Source organism: Nostoc sp. PA-18-2419 (assembly GCF_005869855.1).
Lineage (GTDB): Bacteria > Cyanobacteriota > Cyanobacteriia > Cyanobacteriales > Nostocaceae > Nostoc.
On sequence record NZ_SZNH01000017.1, the window covers coordinates 1 to 14,914 of the forward strand.

The following is a 14,914-nucleotide window of genomic DNA, read 5'->3' on the forward strand; positions in this document are numbered from 1 at the left end:
TGATATTTCCCACTCACTAGCAATGTGGAAGTAAGTTCGGTATTCCCGCCAATATTGTAAGCAAACTAAAGCTTGGTCTTCCAAGCTTAACTTGTTTGGATAACCTCGTGTTTGCTTCAAATTAGCTGCATCTTTTAACACCTTAATCATTTCATCAAACGTGCGTTGTTGCACCCCAACCAAACGTTTGAACTGCCGATTCGATAACTTTTTTGTTTGCTCGTATCGCATAAGTAGATTGATTCAAGCGACAAAACCCAATATCATACCATAAAATATTTTTGCAAGAGGTCTAATGTTTTGCGTGACTTAAAAGTAATAGGCGATCGTGCAGCACATAACAGACGATATAACGCTGTCCGTGCTGACTTAGAGAAAATTCGATTAGGCGTTCGGTTAGTAGTAGACGAGTTAATTCAATTAGCAGAATTAAGGCGTTAGGTTTTTTTATCTCCCCAACCTGTTAAACTCTGCGAAGAAAAGGCGGGGAGATTTTTACATGAAATTTGAGTGGAATCCAGATAAAGCGACACTAAACTTTGAGAAACATGGTGTTTCTTTTCAGGAAGCCGCAATTGTATTTAATGACCCCCTATCTATAACTTTTCCCGATCCTGACCACTCCATTGCAGAAAGTCGCTACGTTATTATTGGCTTATCTAGTTTTGGACAACTCTTAGTTGTTGCACATACTGATAGACAGGAAAATATTAGAATTATCAGCGCCCGAAAAGCTACCCGCCAAGAGAAGAGGTTTTATGAACAAGGAAGTTGAAAACGAAATGGAAGATGAATTACGTCCTGAGTACGACTTCGCTCAAATGCAAGGGGGGGTTAGAGGTAAATATGTTGAGCGATATGGTACAAAAACCAATCTAGTACTTTTAGACCCCGATGTTGCCCAAGCTTTTCCTAATGGTGAGGCGGTGAATGAAGCATTAAGATTATTAATGCATATTGCCCAACGCCAGCAGCCCAACACTACTGTGCAACAAACAGAATAAAAGTTGTCGGCTGGAGTTAAAGTCAAGAAGCGATCGCCAATTATCACCATAGAATTACAGTTGTAAGTCACTGATCGCAAGCACCGCAGTTCTTGAGGCGCATGGTGAAAATCCAGTAAAATCAAGGTATGAAATTCGAGTGGGATGAGCAAAAGAATCAAGCAAATATTGAAAAGCATGGACTTGATTTTGCAGACGCGCCTAGAATGTTCAATCTACCACTCCGTATTTCTCTAGATGAACGTCAAAACTATGGCGAGGATCGATGGATTGGACTGGGAATACTTGATGGGCGTGTTGTAGTTGTAGTTTTTACAGAACCAGACGAGCAAACAATCCGAATTATTTCACTTCGCAAAGCTCTGCCTTATGAACGAAAACGCTATGAACAATTCCTCAAAGACGAACTGGGACAAAGTTGACTCCCTCACAGAGGATGAAATCGATACATCTGATATTCCTCCGTTAACCGAGGAGTTTTTCGATAAGTCACGGTGGTGGAAACCTGTAACACCAATGAATGTTCTTGTCCAAGTAGATCCCGACACACTGGCCTGGTTCCAATCTCAAGGTGAGGATTATGAAAAGAAAATGGCTGCGGCACTACGGATTTATGCAGAGGCTCACAAGGTGTAGTCTTAAAACTAATCTCATTAGCAGAATGTTATCTGAATAAACAAGTGCCTCGCAGTGATATTGACCGTATCAGATTTTTCTTTGTGAATTATATCAATATCAAGCTACGATGATGAGCGATCGCTTTCGTGTATAGCAGTTTTTATTTAGATGAAATACGCTTCAACCCCTCCCCACAAGCGGCTACTGTGTACACACAAGTTTTATAAAGTTGCTGCGTAACGTAACGTGAGTGAATTTTTATAAGCCGATACATTAACAGTGCAGGTCGATGCATTAACAGTGCAAATCAACAGAGTTGTATGTACACCGTAGCCACAAGTAAACAGGGGAGCGTTTGCGTAAGCAAATGTGTGACGGGGTGACGACTGTATCGCAACGAACTAGATAACCTCTATAATTCTAGATTTTCAACACACTAACAGTTAAGTCCAATATAAAATATTCGCATTTGGGAAGCGATTTAGAATTTCAGCTTCAAAAAAGCGTTTCATTGTCTTGGTTATATCAGCATCATAAACATACTTAATGCCGCCAAACTTATTGCGCTTGATACGGCGTTTTTCCTCATCCATGTCTAATTTTGATTGCGGATACCAAGTCTGTAAAACTTCTTTTGAGCCAGGTGTAAAACGATGTGAAATTAGCTCAAAAGTCAAGTCACAATTGAAATCAAGTGCTTCGCTAATTGAGTCAAACAAGCGACTGTAGTGTAGCTGCCAATCATCTATAGGCATAATCGGTGCAAAGACTAATCCTATAGGATAGCCGCCACCACCCTTGTCTGATGGTAAAGCTAACTTACGCAACGCCTTCAGCCGCGCTGCTACAGATGCTGTACCGCCTTCAAACCTTCCGGAAATAGGTGCAGCATTGACGCTCATCCGGCATTGAGTGTGACCATTGTGAGGTAAATCGAGTAAGCTATCTACCGCATCAAACTTTGATACCCAGCGTAAATTTGCATTTTTCCGAGTACCAAAATAACGGATGCATTCAGCAAGGCTACCTGTTAAATGCTCAATACTTATCGGGTCAGTGTAGCAACTAACCTCATAAGTTGTTATTTGTTCTGCTCGTTCGTAGACAGTTAAGTTTTCTAAAATTTGCGGTAAGTTAGCAAAAGTACGAATAACTGGCGGGCCTGATAAACTACCAGCCAAATAACAGTATTGGCAGTGTCCCGGACAACCCTCAGCAATGTGAAATTGCCAGTCAGCCGAAGGTGGGATCGGACTAAGCTTAAACTGGCTAGGTGGTGCAGTGACAACCGCGAGAGTACGCTTAGCAAGATTGTAAGTCTCGCGTTCATTTTCACCACGCAAGCCAGTCAGACGGTTACGCGGTAACTCTTTTATTGGTAAGTTAAGTGACTGCACGCGCTCAAAAATCTTTTGTCCCCAAGGCTCATCCAAAGCAGCAGGAGTAAACATGACCTCTTGAGGCATCCACAACCTTGTTGGTTGTGTTAGTAAGTCTGTTTTTGAAATTAGGTCTTTCATATTATTGAGCAAAATTGCTGTGCGTTATCTTTATGGCTGATATCTGCAATTAGTTCTCTACTAATTTATACAATTATTTTTTGATATATTAGGATTGTCATAACTCTATTTTAAAATCACAATTAAGAATTTCTAGCTATCAATGAGCGGATGTTACTCAAAAAAGAGTAGTTTCCCTCACCCTCTATTTGTTCCCATATTAAAATTATCTGTTTAAACAACAACTGTTTAATACTTAAGATAGAAGCTAAAAAATTAGTATGGTTTATCTTAGTCCTCAAGACATAGTTTTCTTTTTTTAACCACTACTTAACCTAAAAACAAAAATAGTTTATTATCCTTGATTTTATTTTTAATTTCTATAGAAATCTACCAAGTATTTCAAGTACATTAATTAGTAATTTGTAACCGACTGTCAAAAAAAAATTTAGCAATCAGTAATTGTTACCTACTTTCACAAAAGATGTAAACCGATGAATTATAACCACTCAAAGCACAATGGCAATTGTACTCCGCGTTTCAAAAAATGCCATCGGCGGACAGAACAAGTTGAAATCCAGGTGCAAGATGACCGCACGGGCATGGATGCAGTCACACTCAAACGCGCTCTTTTAGATAATCTCTACTACATTCAGGCGAAGGATCAAAACTGGGCGAATGCGCATGATTATTACATGGCTTTGGCGTATACTGTACGCGATCGCTTACTCCACCGTTGGCTGAAAACTGTAGAACAAACGTATTTCCACAAAGATGTCAAAATCCTCTGTTACTTATCTGCGGAGTACCTAATTGGGCCGCAGTTGGGGAAAAATTTGATGAATGTTGGACTTTATCAAGAAGCTCGTAATATTCTGCAAGAACTAGGGTTTAATCTTGATGATGTGTTGGAACAAGAAGACGAACCAGCATTAGGCAATGGTGGTTTAGGACGACTAGCAGCTTGCTTTTTAGATTCTCTTTCTAGCCTAGAAATGCCTGCGATTAGTTACGGTATTCGCTACGAATTCGGAATTTTTCAGCAAGTAATTCAAGACGGCTGGCAGGTAGAACGCCCAGACCGCTGGCTGCGATTTGGAAATCCTTGGGAAATTCCCCGTCTCGATTATATTGTAGAAGTTAAGTTCGGCGGACACACTGAGGCTTACACTGACGAACATGGACGCTATCAAGTACGCTGGATACCAGAGCGAACCGTGTTAGGCACACCCTACGATACGCCAATTTCCGGTTATAGCAGCAATACAGTGAATACACTCCGTTTGTGGAGTGCCAAAGCCAGCGAAGATTTCAACTTGCAGATTTTTAACAGTGGCGATTTTACCGACGCTGTAGCAGAAAAAGTTTTTTCCGAAAATATTACCAAAGTGCTTTATCCAAATGACCAAAACTATCAAGGTAAAGAACTACGTTTAGAACAGCAATACTTTTTTGTTTCTTGCTCGCTGCAAGATATGATTCGCAATTATCTACAGACACATGAGAATTTTGACCAATTCTCTGGAAAAGTTGCGATCCAAATCAATGACACTCACCCATCTATTGGCATTGCAGAAATGATGCGGTTGTTAGTGGATGTTCATCAATTAGATTGGGACAAAGCGTGGGATATTACCCACAATAGTTTTGGATTTACTAATCACACTCTGCTATCAGAAGCGTTGGAACGTTGGAATATTGATTTGTTTGGTCATTTGTTGCCTAGACATTTAGAAATTATTTTTGAAATTAACAGCAGGTTCTTAACACAGGTTCGTCTCAAGTATGCTGGAGATAATGAGAAAATAGCTAGACTTTCACTGATTGAGGAAGGTTCAGAGAAGAAAGTCCGGATGGCACATCTTGCTTGTGTAGGTAGTCATGCTATTAATGGTGTTGCTGAACTACATACTGAGTTGCTAAAAAACAACTTGTTTCCAGATTTTTATCAATTGTTTCCCGAAAAGTTTAGCAATAAAACTAATGGTATTACTCCCAGACGTTGGATACTACTTGCTAATCCGAAACTAGCACTGTTAATTACTAACAAGATTGGCAAAGACTGGATTAAGAATTTAGATGAACTCAAGCAATTAGAAGCTTTCATAGACAATGCAGATTTTCGCCAATCTTGGTGGCAGACTAAATATGAAAACAAGCAAGATTTGGCAGAATATATTTTGCAAACAACTGGTATTGAGATAAATATTAATTCTTTGTTTGATATTCAGGTAAAACGCTTCCATGAGTATAAACGTCAGCATTTAAATATACTGTACATTATTACTCTCTATAATCACATCAAGAAAAATCCCAACCTTGATATAGTACCACGGACTGTAATTTTTGGTGGAAAGTCAGCACCAGGTTACGCAATGGCGAAGTTAATAATTAAGCTAATTAATTCTGTTGCTGATGTTATTAATAATGACGCTAATGTAGGTGATAAGCTGAAAGTAATCTTTTTACCCAACTACAATGTTTCATTAGCACAGCGAATTTATCCTGCTGCTGACCTTTCTGAGCAAATTTCTACTGCTGGAAAGGAAGCTTCTGGTACTAGTAACATGAAGTTTGCGATTAACGGAGCGCTGACAATTGGTACACAAGACGGAGCCAATATTGAAATTCGCGATCGCGTCGGTGCAGAAAACTTTTTTCAGTTTGGATTAACTGCTCCTGAAGTTGCTCAACTGAAAGCACAAAAATACAACCCGTGGAATTATTACAACAACCATCCTGAACTTAAACAAGCAATTGACCAAATTGCTAATGGCTATTTTTCTGATGGAAATACAGACTTATTTCAGCCATTAATAGATACGCTGAAAAATCAGGATGAGTATATGTTATTTGCAGATTATCAATCTTATATCGAGTGTCAACAAAAAGTTAGTCAAGCTTATCAACAACAAGAAAATTGGATCAGAATGTCAATATTTAATGCTGCTCGCACGGGTTATTTTTCCTCAGACCGTACCATTCGTGAATATGCTCAAGATATCTGGCATCTTCAGCCAGTAACTATTAATTTAAATGATAGTCAAGAACGAAAGGCAGGCGTGAAAGTAAAAGAAACATCATTATCAATTTAGAAGTAATTAGTAAGCTATTCCATATTTAAGAAAGCATATAATACCAATTCAAAATTAAAAATGACGCTCTCTATGAGAGGCTGCGCCAACGCTAACGCCAATTTTTTGACCTGTACAATCCGCCAAAAGGATACTCAGAGGAGCTAAAGCAAGAATGTTTAAAAATTCCTCAATTAGTCCTCTGAATCCAGTCGCCGGATAAAAATTATCAATTACGAATTATGTTGACTTATCCCTGGTTTTGTATTTAAGGGACTTGCATTCCGCGTTGCACAGCCGGGCGTTGCTGTACTGTCTCTACCCAGCGTTTGAGATTTGGGTAATTGTCGAGTGTTAAATCTTGAAATTCATAAATTGCTACCCACGGATAAGTTGCAACATCTGCAATTGAATAGTTACCACAGATAAATTCATTGTCTTGCAGTTGTTTATTTAAGACACCATAAATGCGTAAAGTTTCCTTTTCATAACGCTCGATAGCATAGGGAATTTTTTCGGGTGCAAAGCGTTTAAAGTGGTTAAGTTGTCCAAACATTGGCCCGACTCCTGCCATTTGGAACATCAGCCACTCTAGAACTTGAAAACGGCTTTTTTGCTCAGTTGGTAAGAGTTTGCCTGTTTTTTCAGCTAAGTAAATTAGAATTGCACCCGATTCAAAAACTTTAATCCCAGTCTCTTGGTCAACAATGGCGGGAATTTTACTATTGGGATTGATGGCAATAAATTCAGGTGTAAATTGCTGTTGAGTAGTAATGTCAATTTTGTGGACATTGTAGGGCAATTCTACTTCTTCGAGCATCACGGAAGCTTTGCGTCCATTGGGCGTGGTGAAGGTGTAAAGATCAATCATCTGCTGCTACCTCAAAATCTTAGTAATTTCCGATGGTAGTGTAGCTTTGATTGAGAAATCAGGCTATTGGCCGATAGAGAGATCACAGTAATAATACAAGAGGGTTAATAAGTTATACCGTTTGACTTTAAAATTGATGCAAATAGGCAGCAGGGGAGCAGGGAGCAGGGGGCAGGGGGAAAGAATTAAAGACCAATCATTTGTATCAAATTATTTCGTGAAATGGTATTACTGGTAATACACATCGACAGCATTTGCTCACTGTTCCAATTGGTAGGGTGCAGCTTGTTTGGTTGTGTTGCAAAAAGTTGTAAAAGATAAAAGCTCTGTATAAATCTGAACGGTTTTATCAAGGTAAAGCATCTCGCCCGATTATATAATTCATTTTTTCTCAGATTAGGGTAAGATAACTAACCTACCAGGTAGATAAAAATGGAAAATTCAAATCGAACAATTCTCGTCACCGGGGCTGGTGGCAATGCGCTTGTGCTGCGAGCCATTCTCGGACAGGAACCACGCACACTACGGCAGTACATTGAAGAGTTGGCACGCAAAGCCTCTGCATGATGCCACACTTGTCTAAGCCGAAATCAGACTAAACAGCAATGTCAACTGCACTCGTATCTGCTTAAAAATCTACCTTAAAGATACTGCCGTATTGCATTGATAACACCTCTTAGCGATCAACCGCTATTCGCTTGTTGGGGTCTTGCTTTCTTACCCAAGTCAAGAATTTCTGCATTTGTGGCTGATTGCGGAGTTTATCTAGAGTATTAAGTTCCTTTGCCAATAACTTGTTATCAAATAAAGCATGAATTTGTCGATGGCAGGCAGAACAGATATTTATAGTCAGACCTGGGTCTTGCTTTTTGCGTTTAGTATTTTGTCGTGGAACTAAATGGTGGACAGTTAAAGAGGCTATTTCTCTTTCACATAGTTCGCAGGAAATTGCTGTTTTTGGATTCTGCATTTGTAAAACCAACTAGTATTTGACTTAGCTTTTGACGGCTCTTTCAATTAACTTCTACAAAATAGTTTGATTCTATTTAATTTTCACTCTAGCAATTTGAAAACTTGAGTGCCGATCTGGTTTTCTTGCTGACCTTGATACAATATTGCCGCTGCAAGAAACGTGCAATCTATAATTGTGGTATTAGAAACGTCAAAAGTGTCATCATGGCGATCGCCTGAGAACGATACCCACTTGTTTGAGAAGCGATCGCTAATTATATTTTGTCATTAAAAAAGCTTTATATATCAACACCCTCACCTGCGCTGTTTTTGAATACAGTTAACGCTTACCAACATACCGCGGCAATTAAAGCCGCAGTTGAATTGAATGTTTTTACTGCCATTAGTCAAGGAATTGAGTCCAGTCAATCCCTTGCACAAAAGTGTCAAACCTCTGAGCGAGATATGCGAATGTTGTGCGATTACTTGGTGATTATGGGCTTTATCACAACGGAAGCAGAAGGCTATAGGCTGACGCCTGATTCAGCGATGTTTTTGGATCGGCAAAGCAAATTTTACATGGGAGATACAGTTGAGTTTCTACTATCCCCAATGATAACTAATGGCTTTAAGGATCTGACTGCCGCCTACTGAACAGCAAGTAATAATTGCATACCAATGGATTGATGACGAGAATGATGTTAAAAATGCCTATTATAAACCATTTAGTTGCAATTGTGAGAATAAGTCAGACTTGCTACGATCGCATTAGAAACCTATAGCATCTGACTATGACAAAGCAGGACACTCCACTCACACCAGAAGCGCTCATAAAAGAAGTCTGTCGGCGAATTCGGGTAGCCCGTAGCTATTGGGATGCTCACAACAACGCTGCCTGTCGGGGTGAACGCAACCGAGCCTTAGCTCTTTACAACACTTTAAGTAAGGAACAAAAACAGCAGGTTCCGCAGGTGTTACGGGTATGGTTGCGTTATCGTAGTGAAAAGTATTTTGGCCCACACCGAACACCGCCCAAGTCAGCACGGAAATCAAAATAACTTTTACTAACCCGGCGTTGTAAGTTATCAAATTTTAGATCTGAATACGGTTTCAATTATCCATTGGGGAATTGAAAGTTTTCACAGAGCCATAAAAGATATATGTAGTATTTGTAGATTCATAATCTAAGTAGCAAAATAGTCAAAAAATAATTAAAGGTTAAATACTCAGATGAAATCTATACAAGACAAACGGGCATTAGTCACAGGTGGGAACCGAGGAATTGGGTTTGCTATTGCCCAAGGTCTACTGGCAAAAGACTATGAAGTGATTATCACTTCGCGATCGCTTGAGAACGCAAAACTTGCGGCTGAGAAACTTCAAGGAAAGGTAATTGCCATTGAATTGGATGTCACTGATGATCGCTCTATCAATCAAGCAGTAAAAACCCTGCACCATAAAATTGATCGGTTAGATATTTTAATCAATAATGCTGGCGTATATCCAGACAAAGATGTAAATATCCTCACCATTGACCGGGAGTTACTTGATTTTGCAATGAATGCTAACACGTTTGGGCCAATTCGGATGGTGCAGGCATTTTTACCCCTATTGGAAAAATCCTCGGATGCTAGAGTAGTTAACGTTTCAAGCGGATATGGAGCATTAGCAGACTTGTCTGACGATGTTCCAAGTTATTGCCTATCGAAGCTGGCATTAAATGGCGCAACGATTATGCTGGCACAAGCTTTGCACTCCAAAGGGATCGTTATTAATTCGATTTGTCCGGGGTGGGTTAAAACAGATATGGGTGGGTCATCAGCACCGCGATCGCCAGAGCAAGGAGCCGATACTGCAATCTGGTTAGCAACTGATGCTCCACGCAATATCAGCGGTAAGTTTTTGCGCGATCGCAAAGTAATTTCTTTTTAAATGGTTCGGATGATAATCCATACAAGCTAAACCCATTCCCAATCTCTGCTGCCAATTGACGGCGACCGAGTTTTTGAATATGCAACTTTAACAACCTAAGTCAAGTACAAGTCTGGCGATCGCATTAGTAGGTTTATGTATATTACAATCCAATTTGATTGCGTGAAAAAACTTAAATATATCTACTAATGTAATCAAGCTAAATTATTGCAATAAATTTTATTGTGTGTAAGCCAGAAAGCCCACACCAGAAGAGTTAAATAGCTTCTCCTCCAAAAGTTTTCTCATCCACTATTTTAATCTTGATAGGGTACTACCTTACGTGTATTTCAGGCAATCAAATATAAGTCATATAGGCTTCTATGGTACGGAGGTTCTGGTGATTAGAATGTCTTAACTAATAAGCTGATACCAGAGATTCTTTTGCCAAAAACCTTAAGAATCTTTCTTTGTAGTCATGCAGCAGCATCCAAAATAAATAAATTGATAGTTAAAATACGATTGTTCTACACTCAAACTAAATTTAGTCAAATACAGGTGTCAATGAAATCTATCCAACGTCCATCCAAACCATCATCACAACAGCCAAAATCCCCCAACCCAAGCCTAAAGCCTGAACTTGTCGCTTACCAATCACGAGAGCAACCCCCAGTTACACTTGAGCCAGATCCAACTCCGATTGATGAGCCGTCAGAAGTAGAGCAGCAAGCCCAAGCGATTCCTGTTTTTACCCCAAGCACGAACGCTACTGAAAAACCGCAATCTTTAGAGAAAGGCAAAGCCGAATCTACATACCCTGTTCTTAGAAAATCCAATTCACCGCAACAGCCTAAGCAGCAGCCCCAATTTAGACCCCGCGATGATGAAGAATTACCATCCCAGCAGTGCCAGCATATCCAATTTTTAGACTGTCACAAACCAGTAGGGCGAATTATCTTTGAATGCTATCACTGCCAACAGGGAATACTCAGCGAGTTTACTGGAAACCCAGTAATGGGAGAATACTTTGGTCGTCCTTCAGTGATTCAGGTAAAAATCAAATGCCCTAATTGTGAGCAGACAGCTATTAGATTGACAACGGGAAAGGTGCTTTCGATAACGGCGATCCCTTCACCTTGGAGGTAGTGCTGAAAAAAACCCAACCCAATGAAGGCTGTCTTTAGTGAAGTAATGTTAAAGCTTGAGGCTATAAGGGACTGATAAATAAAAAATATCCCACTGTTCACAGTCAACGCTCAACAGTCATCAGTCATCAACTTCATAGAGGATAATTTATTTCTTAGAGTTCCCTCATCTGAAATTTGATGAATTTTTGAGATTTACTCAAGCAAAACTATGCCAGTTAATTTAATTATTTTAATTGCGGCAGTGATTGTCGCTGTGTTAATCTTTCGGGCATTGCTCTCTTTATTAAAGACATTTGTGACTACTGCGATCGCAATCGTTGTCATTGTGCTTATTTTGAGGATTTTTGGCTTTAGTCCACAAGACCTGATGCACGAAATTGTTAACTTGCCTCAAATTTTTAAACATTTGGGGAGTGGGAATAAGTAATCAATAGCAGCAAATACTACTCTAAAAATAAGCTTTATTCTTCATCATCTTTATTCCCCTTTTGTTCTTCAGCTTTTGATTAACTCATCCCTTAATGCCATGTGCTTTAATAATCACTACGAGCGCTTCTGGAGTCATGAGGTAGCAAACCCCTAGAATACTGTGAATTTCGGGTGGTGTTGGGTTAAAAAAGAAACTATGAAAATCATCAAACCCATCACCAATTTCTTAGAAACTCGTGCTAGTGCCCCTGCATACGGCGGTTGGGTGCTAGTGGCAACGGCTATTTGTTTTTTTGGCGCAGGTATCAATACGATGGCTGGTTGGCTGTACGCCATTAGCGGCATTAGTTTTGCCCTTTTGGCTGTAGCAGCCATCTTACCACCGCGATCGCTCACAAATCTATCCATTACTCGCCGCCCCATTCAGCCTGTGTCAGCAGGCGATGAACTAACGGTAGAATTAGAAATCTATAACCAGACACAGCAGCCTGTAAGTTTATTGCAAATTGAGGATATATTGCCTTTCGTCTTGGGGAAACCAGTACAAAAGGCAATCGAGACAATTCCTAGCCAAGGCAGTCACCGTTGGGTGTATTCCTACCCTACCCAACGCCGGGGCGTCTATCGCTGGCATACAGTCGAACTCGGTTCTGGTGCGCCTTTGGGGTTGTTCTGGTGTCGTCGTCAGCGTGATTGTGCTGCCAGGGCGATCGTCTATCCTACAGTATTACCGTTGGCTACCTGCCCTTTAGTAGATGAAATGGGGCAAGAAGAAAGCAAAAGAAGCGATTCCCCTGGTCAACCCCAAAAGACAGCGACAACAGGACTAGTGCGATCGCTACGTCCATACCGCATCGGAGATCCCACCCGTTTGATTCACTGGCGCACTAGCGCCCGTTACGGAGAATTACGGGTGCGGGAGTTAGAAATGGTGACTGGTGGACAAGAGATAGTTATTGCCCTTGATAGTGCTAGCAATTGGCAAGAAGAAAACTTTGAACAAGCAGTAATCGCCGCAGCCTCATTGTATTTTTATGCACAGAAACAGCAATTACACGTGCAACTATGGACAGCATCTACAGGTTTAATTAAAAGTGAGCGCTTTGTTTTAGAAACCTTAGCAGCAACTACTACCTTAGAAGAAGCCAGTACAGTAGTTCCCAAAAGTCATCCCTTGATTTGGCTGACTCAAAACTCCCTAAGCCTTTCTACTCTGCCTCAAGGTAGTCGCTGGGTTTTGTGGCAGAATATTTTGTCACCAGCAGAACCAGAAGTCATCAATTGGGAACATCCTGGGATAATTTTGCAAAGCGATCGCCCACTGCAAACCCAACTGCAAAAAACAATAGGTTTATATTAATCAATACTTTCACTAAAAAACCATACCCTAGAAGGATGTGGCTATACGAAAAAAGCTTGCCTGTAAAAGCTGTAAAGCTTTTAGCCTCAGGATGTGGGCTTCTTCTTTCTAGCCCCGACTTCTAATGATTACAAGCCTGATATAAGTTTGCTCAACCGATCGCGCTTGGCATCTTCCCTTAGACGCGTCACAGCGTCGCTTGTTGATGAGAATAAATCAATCTTTTGACTTTTAAATAATGTCTGAAGATGCAACTTGTATTTTGATTAGTTTAGAAGTCAAGCTTCTGTGATTTCCTAGATTGTCTGCGATCCCAGTAGACTAGACATATCAGCCTTTGAGCAAAAGTAAAACAATACGAGTAACTAAGGTTGGGGAAATACACCCAGTAATCCCCTACTACGACTGAGGTACAATGCAAAGAAATATTTAAATTATGAGCGTCCGATCCACATGATCACATCAGAAGTTAACACAAAATCCAGCGATAAAAGCCTAGAGGCAATGCGGCATTTTTCTGAACAATACGCCAAGCGTACTGGAACATACTTCTGTTCTGAACCTTCAGTTACCGCAGTGGTGATTGAAGGATTAGCCAAACATAAAGATGAACTGGGTGCGCCTTTATGTCCGTGTCGCCACTACGAAGATAAACAAGCTGAGGTTCACGCTACATATTGGAACTGTCCGTGTGTACCCATGAGAGAACGCAAAGAGTGTCATTGCATGTTGTTCCTCACTACTGACAACGAGTTTGCTGGAGACAAACAAGAAATCTCTCTCCAAACAATTAAAGAAGTGCGAGACAGCATGGGATGAGCGAAAGCATACCCCAAGAGTTTTGGCAAGGCATAGAACAGTTCAATTCTGGTCAGTTTTATGCCTGCCATGACACTTTAGAGGCTCTGTGGATTGAAGCCAGCGAACCAGAAAAAAGCTTTTATCAAGGCATTCTGCAAATTGCTGTGGCACTTTATCATTTGGAGAATCGTAACTGGCGAGGTGCGGTAATTCTGCTGGGAGAAGGCAGCAATCGCCTGCGGCGTTACCCATCTAGTTACGGTGGTATTGATGTAGATGAGCTATTGAGTCAAAGCGTAGCATTGTTGAAGACATTGCAACAAATAGGAGCAGATAAGATTAGCGCTGGCGATCTGGGTGAAAATGAAGCTTTATCTTTGCCTAGAATTGTGCTAGTTAGCGATTAATCAAGTTTAAGTATGCGAATGAAAACAAGGAAGATAGGGAGAAAAATTACTTTCTTGTCTTTCTTGTTTTTCTTTTTTGGAAAAGATTTCAGTTGTTATTAATGCGATCAACAAGTTACAAATAGACTTTGATCCTGAGAATTCCTATGCTCACTTAATTGATGTTATTAGAAGGGTTAATAGAAACTTTATTACGAAAGCCGTGTTTTTCTCATGTCAGTAGATAGTTGTCAAAAGCTAAAAACTATTTATACCGCTATCTACCATTTTCATGATTAGCAAAACCAAAAAGGTTGTTTGTACCGCATCTGCAATTTTGGCTGCCTTTTGGCTGCAAAGTTCATCATTGGCTAGTGAAAAATTTATCAACGTTGGTGTGGATGACGATGGGAATCCGTTTTTACTGGACACTACCACAATGGGAGACAGCGAAAAAGGCTTTGGTAGTGTGATTAAGGTCTATCAACAAAGTGACAATTTGATGACTGAAGTACTGCTTCAGACTTCATGTGGCGATGACAAACTTTGGATTGTTGGAGCTAGAGTCTATTCTTCAAATGGTGTCAAGTTAAGCGAAAACAAGCAACGAGAGGAAATTTCTGCACGGGGCAGCAGTCCTGGAGCTAATGCAATTCGCTACTATTGCCAAAGTATTGGCGCTCGTGGATGGTAAATTTTTTAGTTTTCAAAATTCTGTAGATGCGATCGCTCCCCTCCACAATCGCCTACAGCCAGCCTTTCACCTCCAAGGTCATCCTGAAGGGCTACCGAGTCACTAATGACCTAGAAATTGCAAATCCCTCTCTAGCCCATGCTGAGAGGGATTTTGGGTATTGGGTAT

Annotated in this window: 20 protein-coding genes; 16 read left to right on the plus strand and 4 right to left on the minus strand. The window is 40.4% G+C overall.

What is annotated here, in order from left to right; genetic code table 11:
* The coding region (locus tag FCR06_RS17965; protein ID WP_138497177.1) for a helix-turn-helix domain-containing protein at positions 1-231 on the minus strand (231 nt) is incomplete at its 3' end.
* Between the two features lie 69 nt (positions 232-300).
* Here FCR06_RS17965 and FCR06_RS32750 point away from each other — a divergent pair.
* The 5 genes from FCR06_RS32750 to FCR06_RS17985 all read left to right on the plus strand — a co-directional run bounded on the left by FCR06_RS32750 (position 301) and on the right by FCR06_RS17985 (position 1,640).
* On the plus strand, positions 301-441 hold the full coding sequence (locus FCR06_RS32750; protein WP_189523473.1) for a hypothetical protein: 141 nt from the start codon (positions 301-303) through the stop codon (positions 439-441).
* A gap of 58 nt (positions 442-499) precedes the next feature.
* Complete coding sequence (locus FCR06_RS17970; protein ID WP_138502074.1) at positions 500-775, plus strand: BrnT family toxin; 276 nt, start codon at positions 500-502, stop codon at positions 773-775.
* A complete protein-coding gene (locus tag FCR06_RS17975; RefSeq protein ID WP_138502076.1) occupies positions 759-1,004 on the plus strand; it encodes a hypothetical protein in 246 nt (81 codons plus the stop codon). Before FCR06_RS17970 ends, FCR06_RS17975 begins: the two co-directional genes overlap by 17 nt.
* 128 nt (positions 1,005-1,132) lie before the next feature.
* Positions 1,133-1,426 (plus strand): BrnT family toxin, encoded by a 294-nt coding sequence (locus FCR06_RS17980; protein ID WP_138502078.1) that lies wholly within the window; start codon positions 1,133-1,135, stop codon positions 1,424-1,426.
* Positions 1,389-1,640 (plus strand): BrnA antitoxin family protein, encoded by a 252-nt coding sequence (locus tag FCR06_RS17985; RefSeq protein ID WP_223280183.1) that lies wholly within the window; start codon positions 1,389-1,391, stop codon positions 1,638-1,640. The genes FCR06_RS17980 and FCR06_RS17985 overlap by 38 nt, the downstream gene beginning before the upstream one ends.
* Positions 1,641-2,065: 425 nt before the next feature.
* Here FCR06_RS17985 and FCR06_RS17990 read toward each other — a convergent pair whose 3' ends face one another.
* A complete protein-coding gene (locus tag FCR06_RS17990; protein WP_411268004.1) occupies positions 2,066-3,088 on the minus strand; it encodes a spore photoproduct lyase family protein in 1,023 nt (340 codons plus the stop codon).
* 527 nt (positions 3,089-3,615) lie between these two features.
* Here FCR06_RS17990 and FCR06_RS17995 point away from each other — a divergent pair.
* A complete protein-coding gene (locus FCR06_RS17995; protein WP_138502084.1) occupies positions 3,616-6,216 on the plus strand; it encodes a glycogen/starch/alpha-glucan phosphorylase in 2,601 nt (866 codons plus the stop codon).
* 247 nt (positions 6,217-6,463) lie between these two features.
* Here the strand turns inward: FCR06_RS17995 and FCR06_RS18000 are convergent, their stop codons facing one another.
* Positions 6,464-7,066 carry a glutathione binding-like protein gene (locus FCR06_RS18000; protein WP_138502086.1) on the minus strand — a complete coding sequence of 201 codons (603 nt, stop codon included), beginning with the start codon at positions 7,064-7,066 and terminating at the stop codon, positions 6,464-6,466.
* Positions 7,067-7,498: 432 nt separating this feature from the next.
* Here FCR06_RS18000 and FCR06_RS34285 point away from each other — a divergent pair, with 432 nt between their 5' ends.
* Entirely contained in the window at positions 7,499-7,633 is a 135-nt protein-coding gene (locus tag FCR06_RS34285; RefSeq protein ID WP_262984682.1) for a hypothetical protein, read from the plus strand.
* Positions 7,634-7,742: 109 nt separating this feature from the next.
* Here FCR06_RS34285 and FCR06_RS18005 read toward each other — a convergent pair whose 3' ends face one another.
* Entirely contained in the window at positions 7,743-8,036 is a 294-nt protein-coding gene (locus FCR06_RS18005) for an HNH endonuclease (RefSeq protein WP_138502088.1), read from the minus strand.
* A gap of 311 nt (positions 8,037-8,347) precedes the next feature.
* Here FCR06_RS18005 and FCR06_RS18010 point away from each other — a divergent pair, with 311 nt between their 5' ends.
* The 9 genes from FCR06_RS18010 (at position 8,348) to FCR06_RS18050 (ending at position 14,746) form a co-directional block, all read left to right on the plus strand.
* Entirely contained in the window at positions 8,348-8,671 is a 324-nt protein-coding gene (locus FCR06_RS18010) for a methyltransferase dimerization domain-containing protein (RefSeq protein ID WP_223280184.1), read from the plus strand.
* Positions 8,672-8,808: 137 nt separating this feature from the next.
* Complete coding sequence (locus FCR06_RS18015; RefSeq protein ID WP_138502090.1) at positions 8,809-9,075, plus strand: Precorrin-3B methylase; 267 nt, start codon at positions 8,809-8,811, stop codon at positions 9,073-9,075.
* Between the two features lie 172 nt (positions 9,076-9,247).
* On the plus strand, positions 9,248-9,949 hold the full coding sequence (locus tag FCR06_RS18020; protein ID WP_138502092.1) for an SDR family NAD(P)-dependent oxidoreductase: 702 nt from the start codon (positions 9,248-9,250) through the stop codon (positions 9,947-9,949).
* Positions 9,950-10,492: 543 nt separating this feature from the next.
* On the plus strand, positions 10,493-11,074 hold the full coding sequence (locus FCR06_RS32755; protein WP_189523474.1) for a hypothetical protein: 582 nt from the start codon (positions 10,493-10,495) through the stop codon (positions 11,072-11,074).
* Positions 11,075-11,284: 210 nt separating this feature from the next.
* The gene (locus tag FCR06_RS18030) at positions 11,285-11,503 is read left to right on the plus strand and encodes a hypothetical protein (RefSeq protein ID WP_138502094.1); all 219 of its coding nucleotides are present in this window, start codon (positions 11,285-11,287) and stop codon (positions 11,501-11,503) included.
* Positions 11,504-11,701: 198 nt separating this feature from the next.
* Positions 11,702-12,865, plus strand: a complete 1,164-nt coding sequence (locus FCR06_RS18035; protein ID WP_138502095.1) for a DUF58 domain-containing protein — start codon at positions 11,702-11,704, stop codon at positions 12,863-12,865.
* Between the two features lie 453 nt (positions 12,866-13,318).
* Positions 13,319-13,684, plus strand: coding sequence for a ferredoxin thioredoxin reductase catalytic beta subunit (locus FCR06_RS18040; RefSeq protein ID WP_138502097.1), 366 nt, complete (start codon positions 13,319-13,321; stop codon positions 13,682-13,684).
* Positions 13,681-14,073, plus strand: a complete 393-nt coding sequence (locus FCR06_RS18045; protein ID WP_138502099.1) for a DUF309 domain-containing protein — start codon at positions 13,681-13,683, stop codon at positions 14,071-14,073. Before FCR06_RS18040 ends, FCR06_RS18045 begins: the two co-directional genes overlap by 4 nt.
* Positions 14,074-14,344: 271 nt before the next feature.
* A complete protein-coding gene (locus tag FCR06_RS18050) occupies positions 14,345-14,746 on the plus strand; it encodes a hypothetical protein (protein WP_138502101.1) in 402 nt (133 codons plus the stop codon).
* The last annotated feature ends 168 nt before the right edge of the window (positions 14,747-14,914 follow it).

What these genes read in the sequence shown, in the direction of transcription:
- FCR06_RS17970 (WP_138502074.1), top strand. Translation starts at nt 500, where the DNA reads ATGAAATTTGAGTGGAATCCAGATAAAGCGACACTAAACTTTGAGAAA.
- FCR06_RS17975 (WP_138502076.1), top strand. Translation starts at nt 759, where the DNA reads ATGAACAAGGAAGTTGAAAACGAAATGGAAGATGAATTACGTCCTGAG.
- FCR06_RS17980 (WP_138502078.1), top strand. Translation starts at nt 1,133, where the DNA reads ATGAAATTCGAGTGGGATGAGCAAAAGAATCAAGCAAATATTGAAAAG.
- FCR06_RS17985 (WP_223280183.1), top strand. Translation starts at nt 1,389, where the DNA reads ATGAACAATTCCTCAAAGACGAACTGGGACAAAGTTGACTCCCTCACA.
- FCR06_RS17990 (WP_411268004.1), bottom strand. Translation starts at nt 3,088, where the DNA reads ATGCCTCAAGAGGTCATGTTTACTCCTGCTGCTTTGGATGAGCCTTGG.
- FCR06_RS17995 (WP_138502084.1), top strand. Translation starts at nt 3,616, where the DNA reads ATGAATTATAACCACTCAAAGCACAATGGCAATTGTACTCCGCGTTTC.
- FCR06_RS18000 (WP_138502086.1), bottom strand. Translation starts at nt 7,066, where the DNA reads ATGATTGATCTTTACACCTTCACCACGCCCAATGGACGCAAAGCTTCC.
- FCR06_RS34285 (WP_262984682.1), top strand. Translation starts at nt 7,499, where the DNA reads ATGGAAAATTCAAATCGAACAATTCTCGTCACCGGGGCTGGTGGCAAT.
- FCR06_RS18005 (WP_138502088.1), bottom strand. Translation starts at nt 8,036, where the DNA reads ATGCAGAATCCAAAAACAGCAATTTCCTGCGAACTATGTGAAAGAGAA.
- FCR06_RS18015 (WP_138502090.1), top strand. Translation starts at nt 8,809, where the DNA reads ATGACAAAGCAGGACACTCCACTCACACCAGAAGCGCTCATAAAAGAA.
- FCR06_RS18020 (WP_138502092.1), top strand. Translation starts at nt 9,248, where the DNA reads ATGAAATCTATACAAGACAAACGGGCATTAGTCACAGGTGGGAACCGA.
- FCR06_RS32755 (WP_189523474.1), top strand. Translation starts at nt 10,493, where the DNA reads ATGAAATCTATCCAACGTCCATCCAAACCATCATCACAACAGCCAAAA.
- FCR06_RS18030 (WP_138502094.1), top strand. Translation starts at nt 11,285, where the DNA reads ATGCCAGTTAATTTAATTATTTTAATTGCGGCAGTGATTGTCGCTGTG.
- FCR06_RS18035 (WP_138502095.1), top strand. Translation starts at nt 11,702, where the DNA reads ATGAAAATCATCAAACCCATCACCAATTTCTTAGAAACTCGTGCTAGT.
- FCR06_RS18040 (WP_138502097.1), top strand. Translation starts at nt 13,319, where the DNA reads ATGATCACATCAGAAGTTAACACAAAATCCAGCGATAAAAGCCTAGAG.
- FCR06_RS18045 (WP_138502099.1), top strand. Translation starts at nt 13,681, where the DNA reads ATGAGCGAAAGCATACCCCAAGAGTTTTGGCAAGGCATAGAACAGTTC.
- FCR06_RS18050 (WP_138502101.1), top strand. Translation starts at nt 14,345, where the DNA reads ATGATTAGCAAAACCAAAAAGGTTGTTTGTACCGCATCTGCAATTTTG.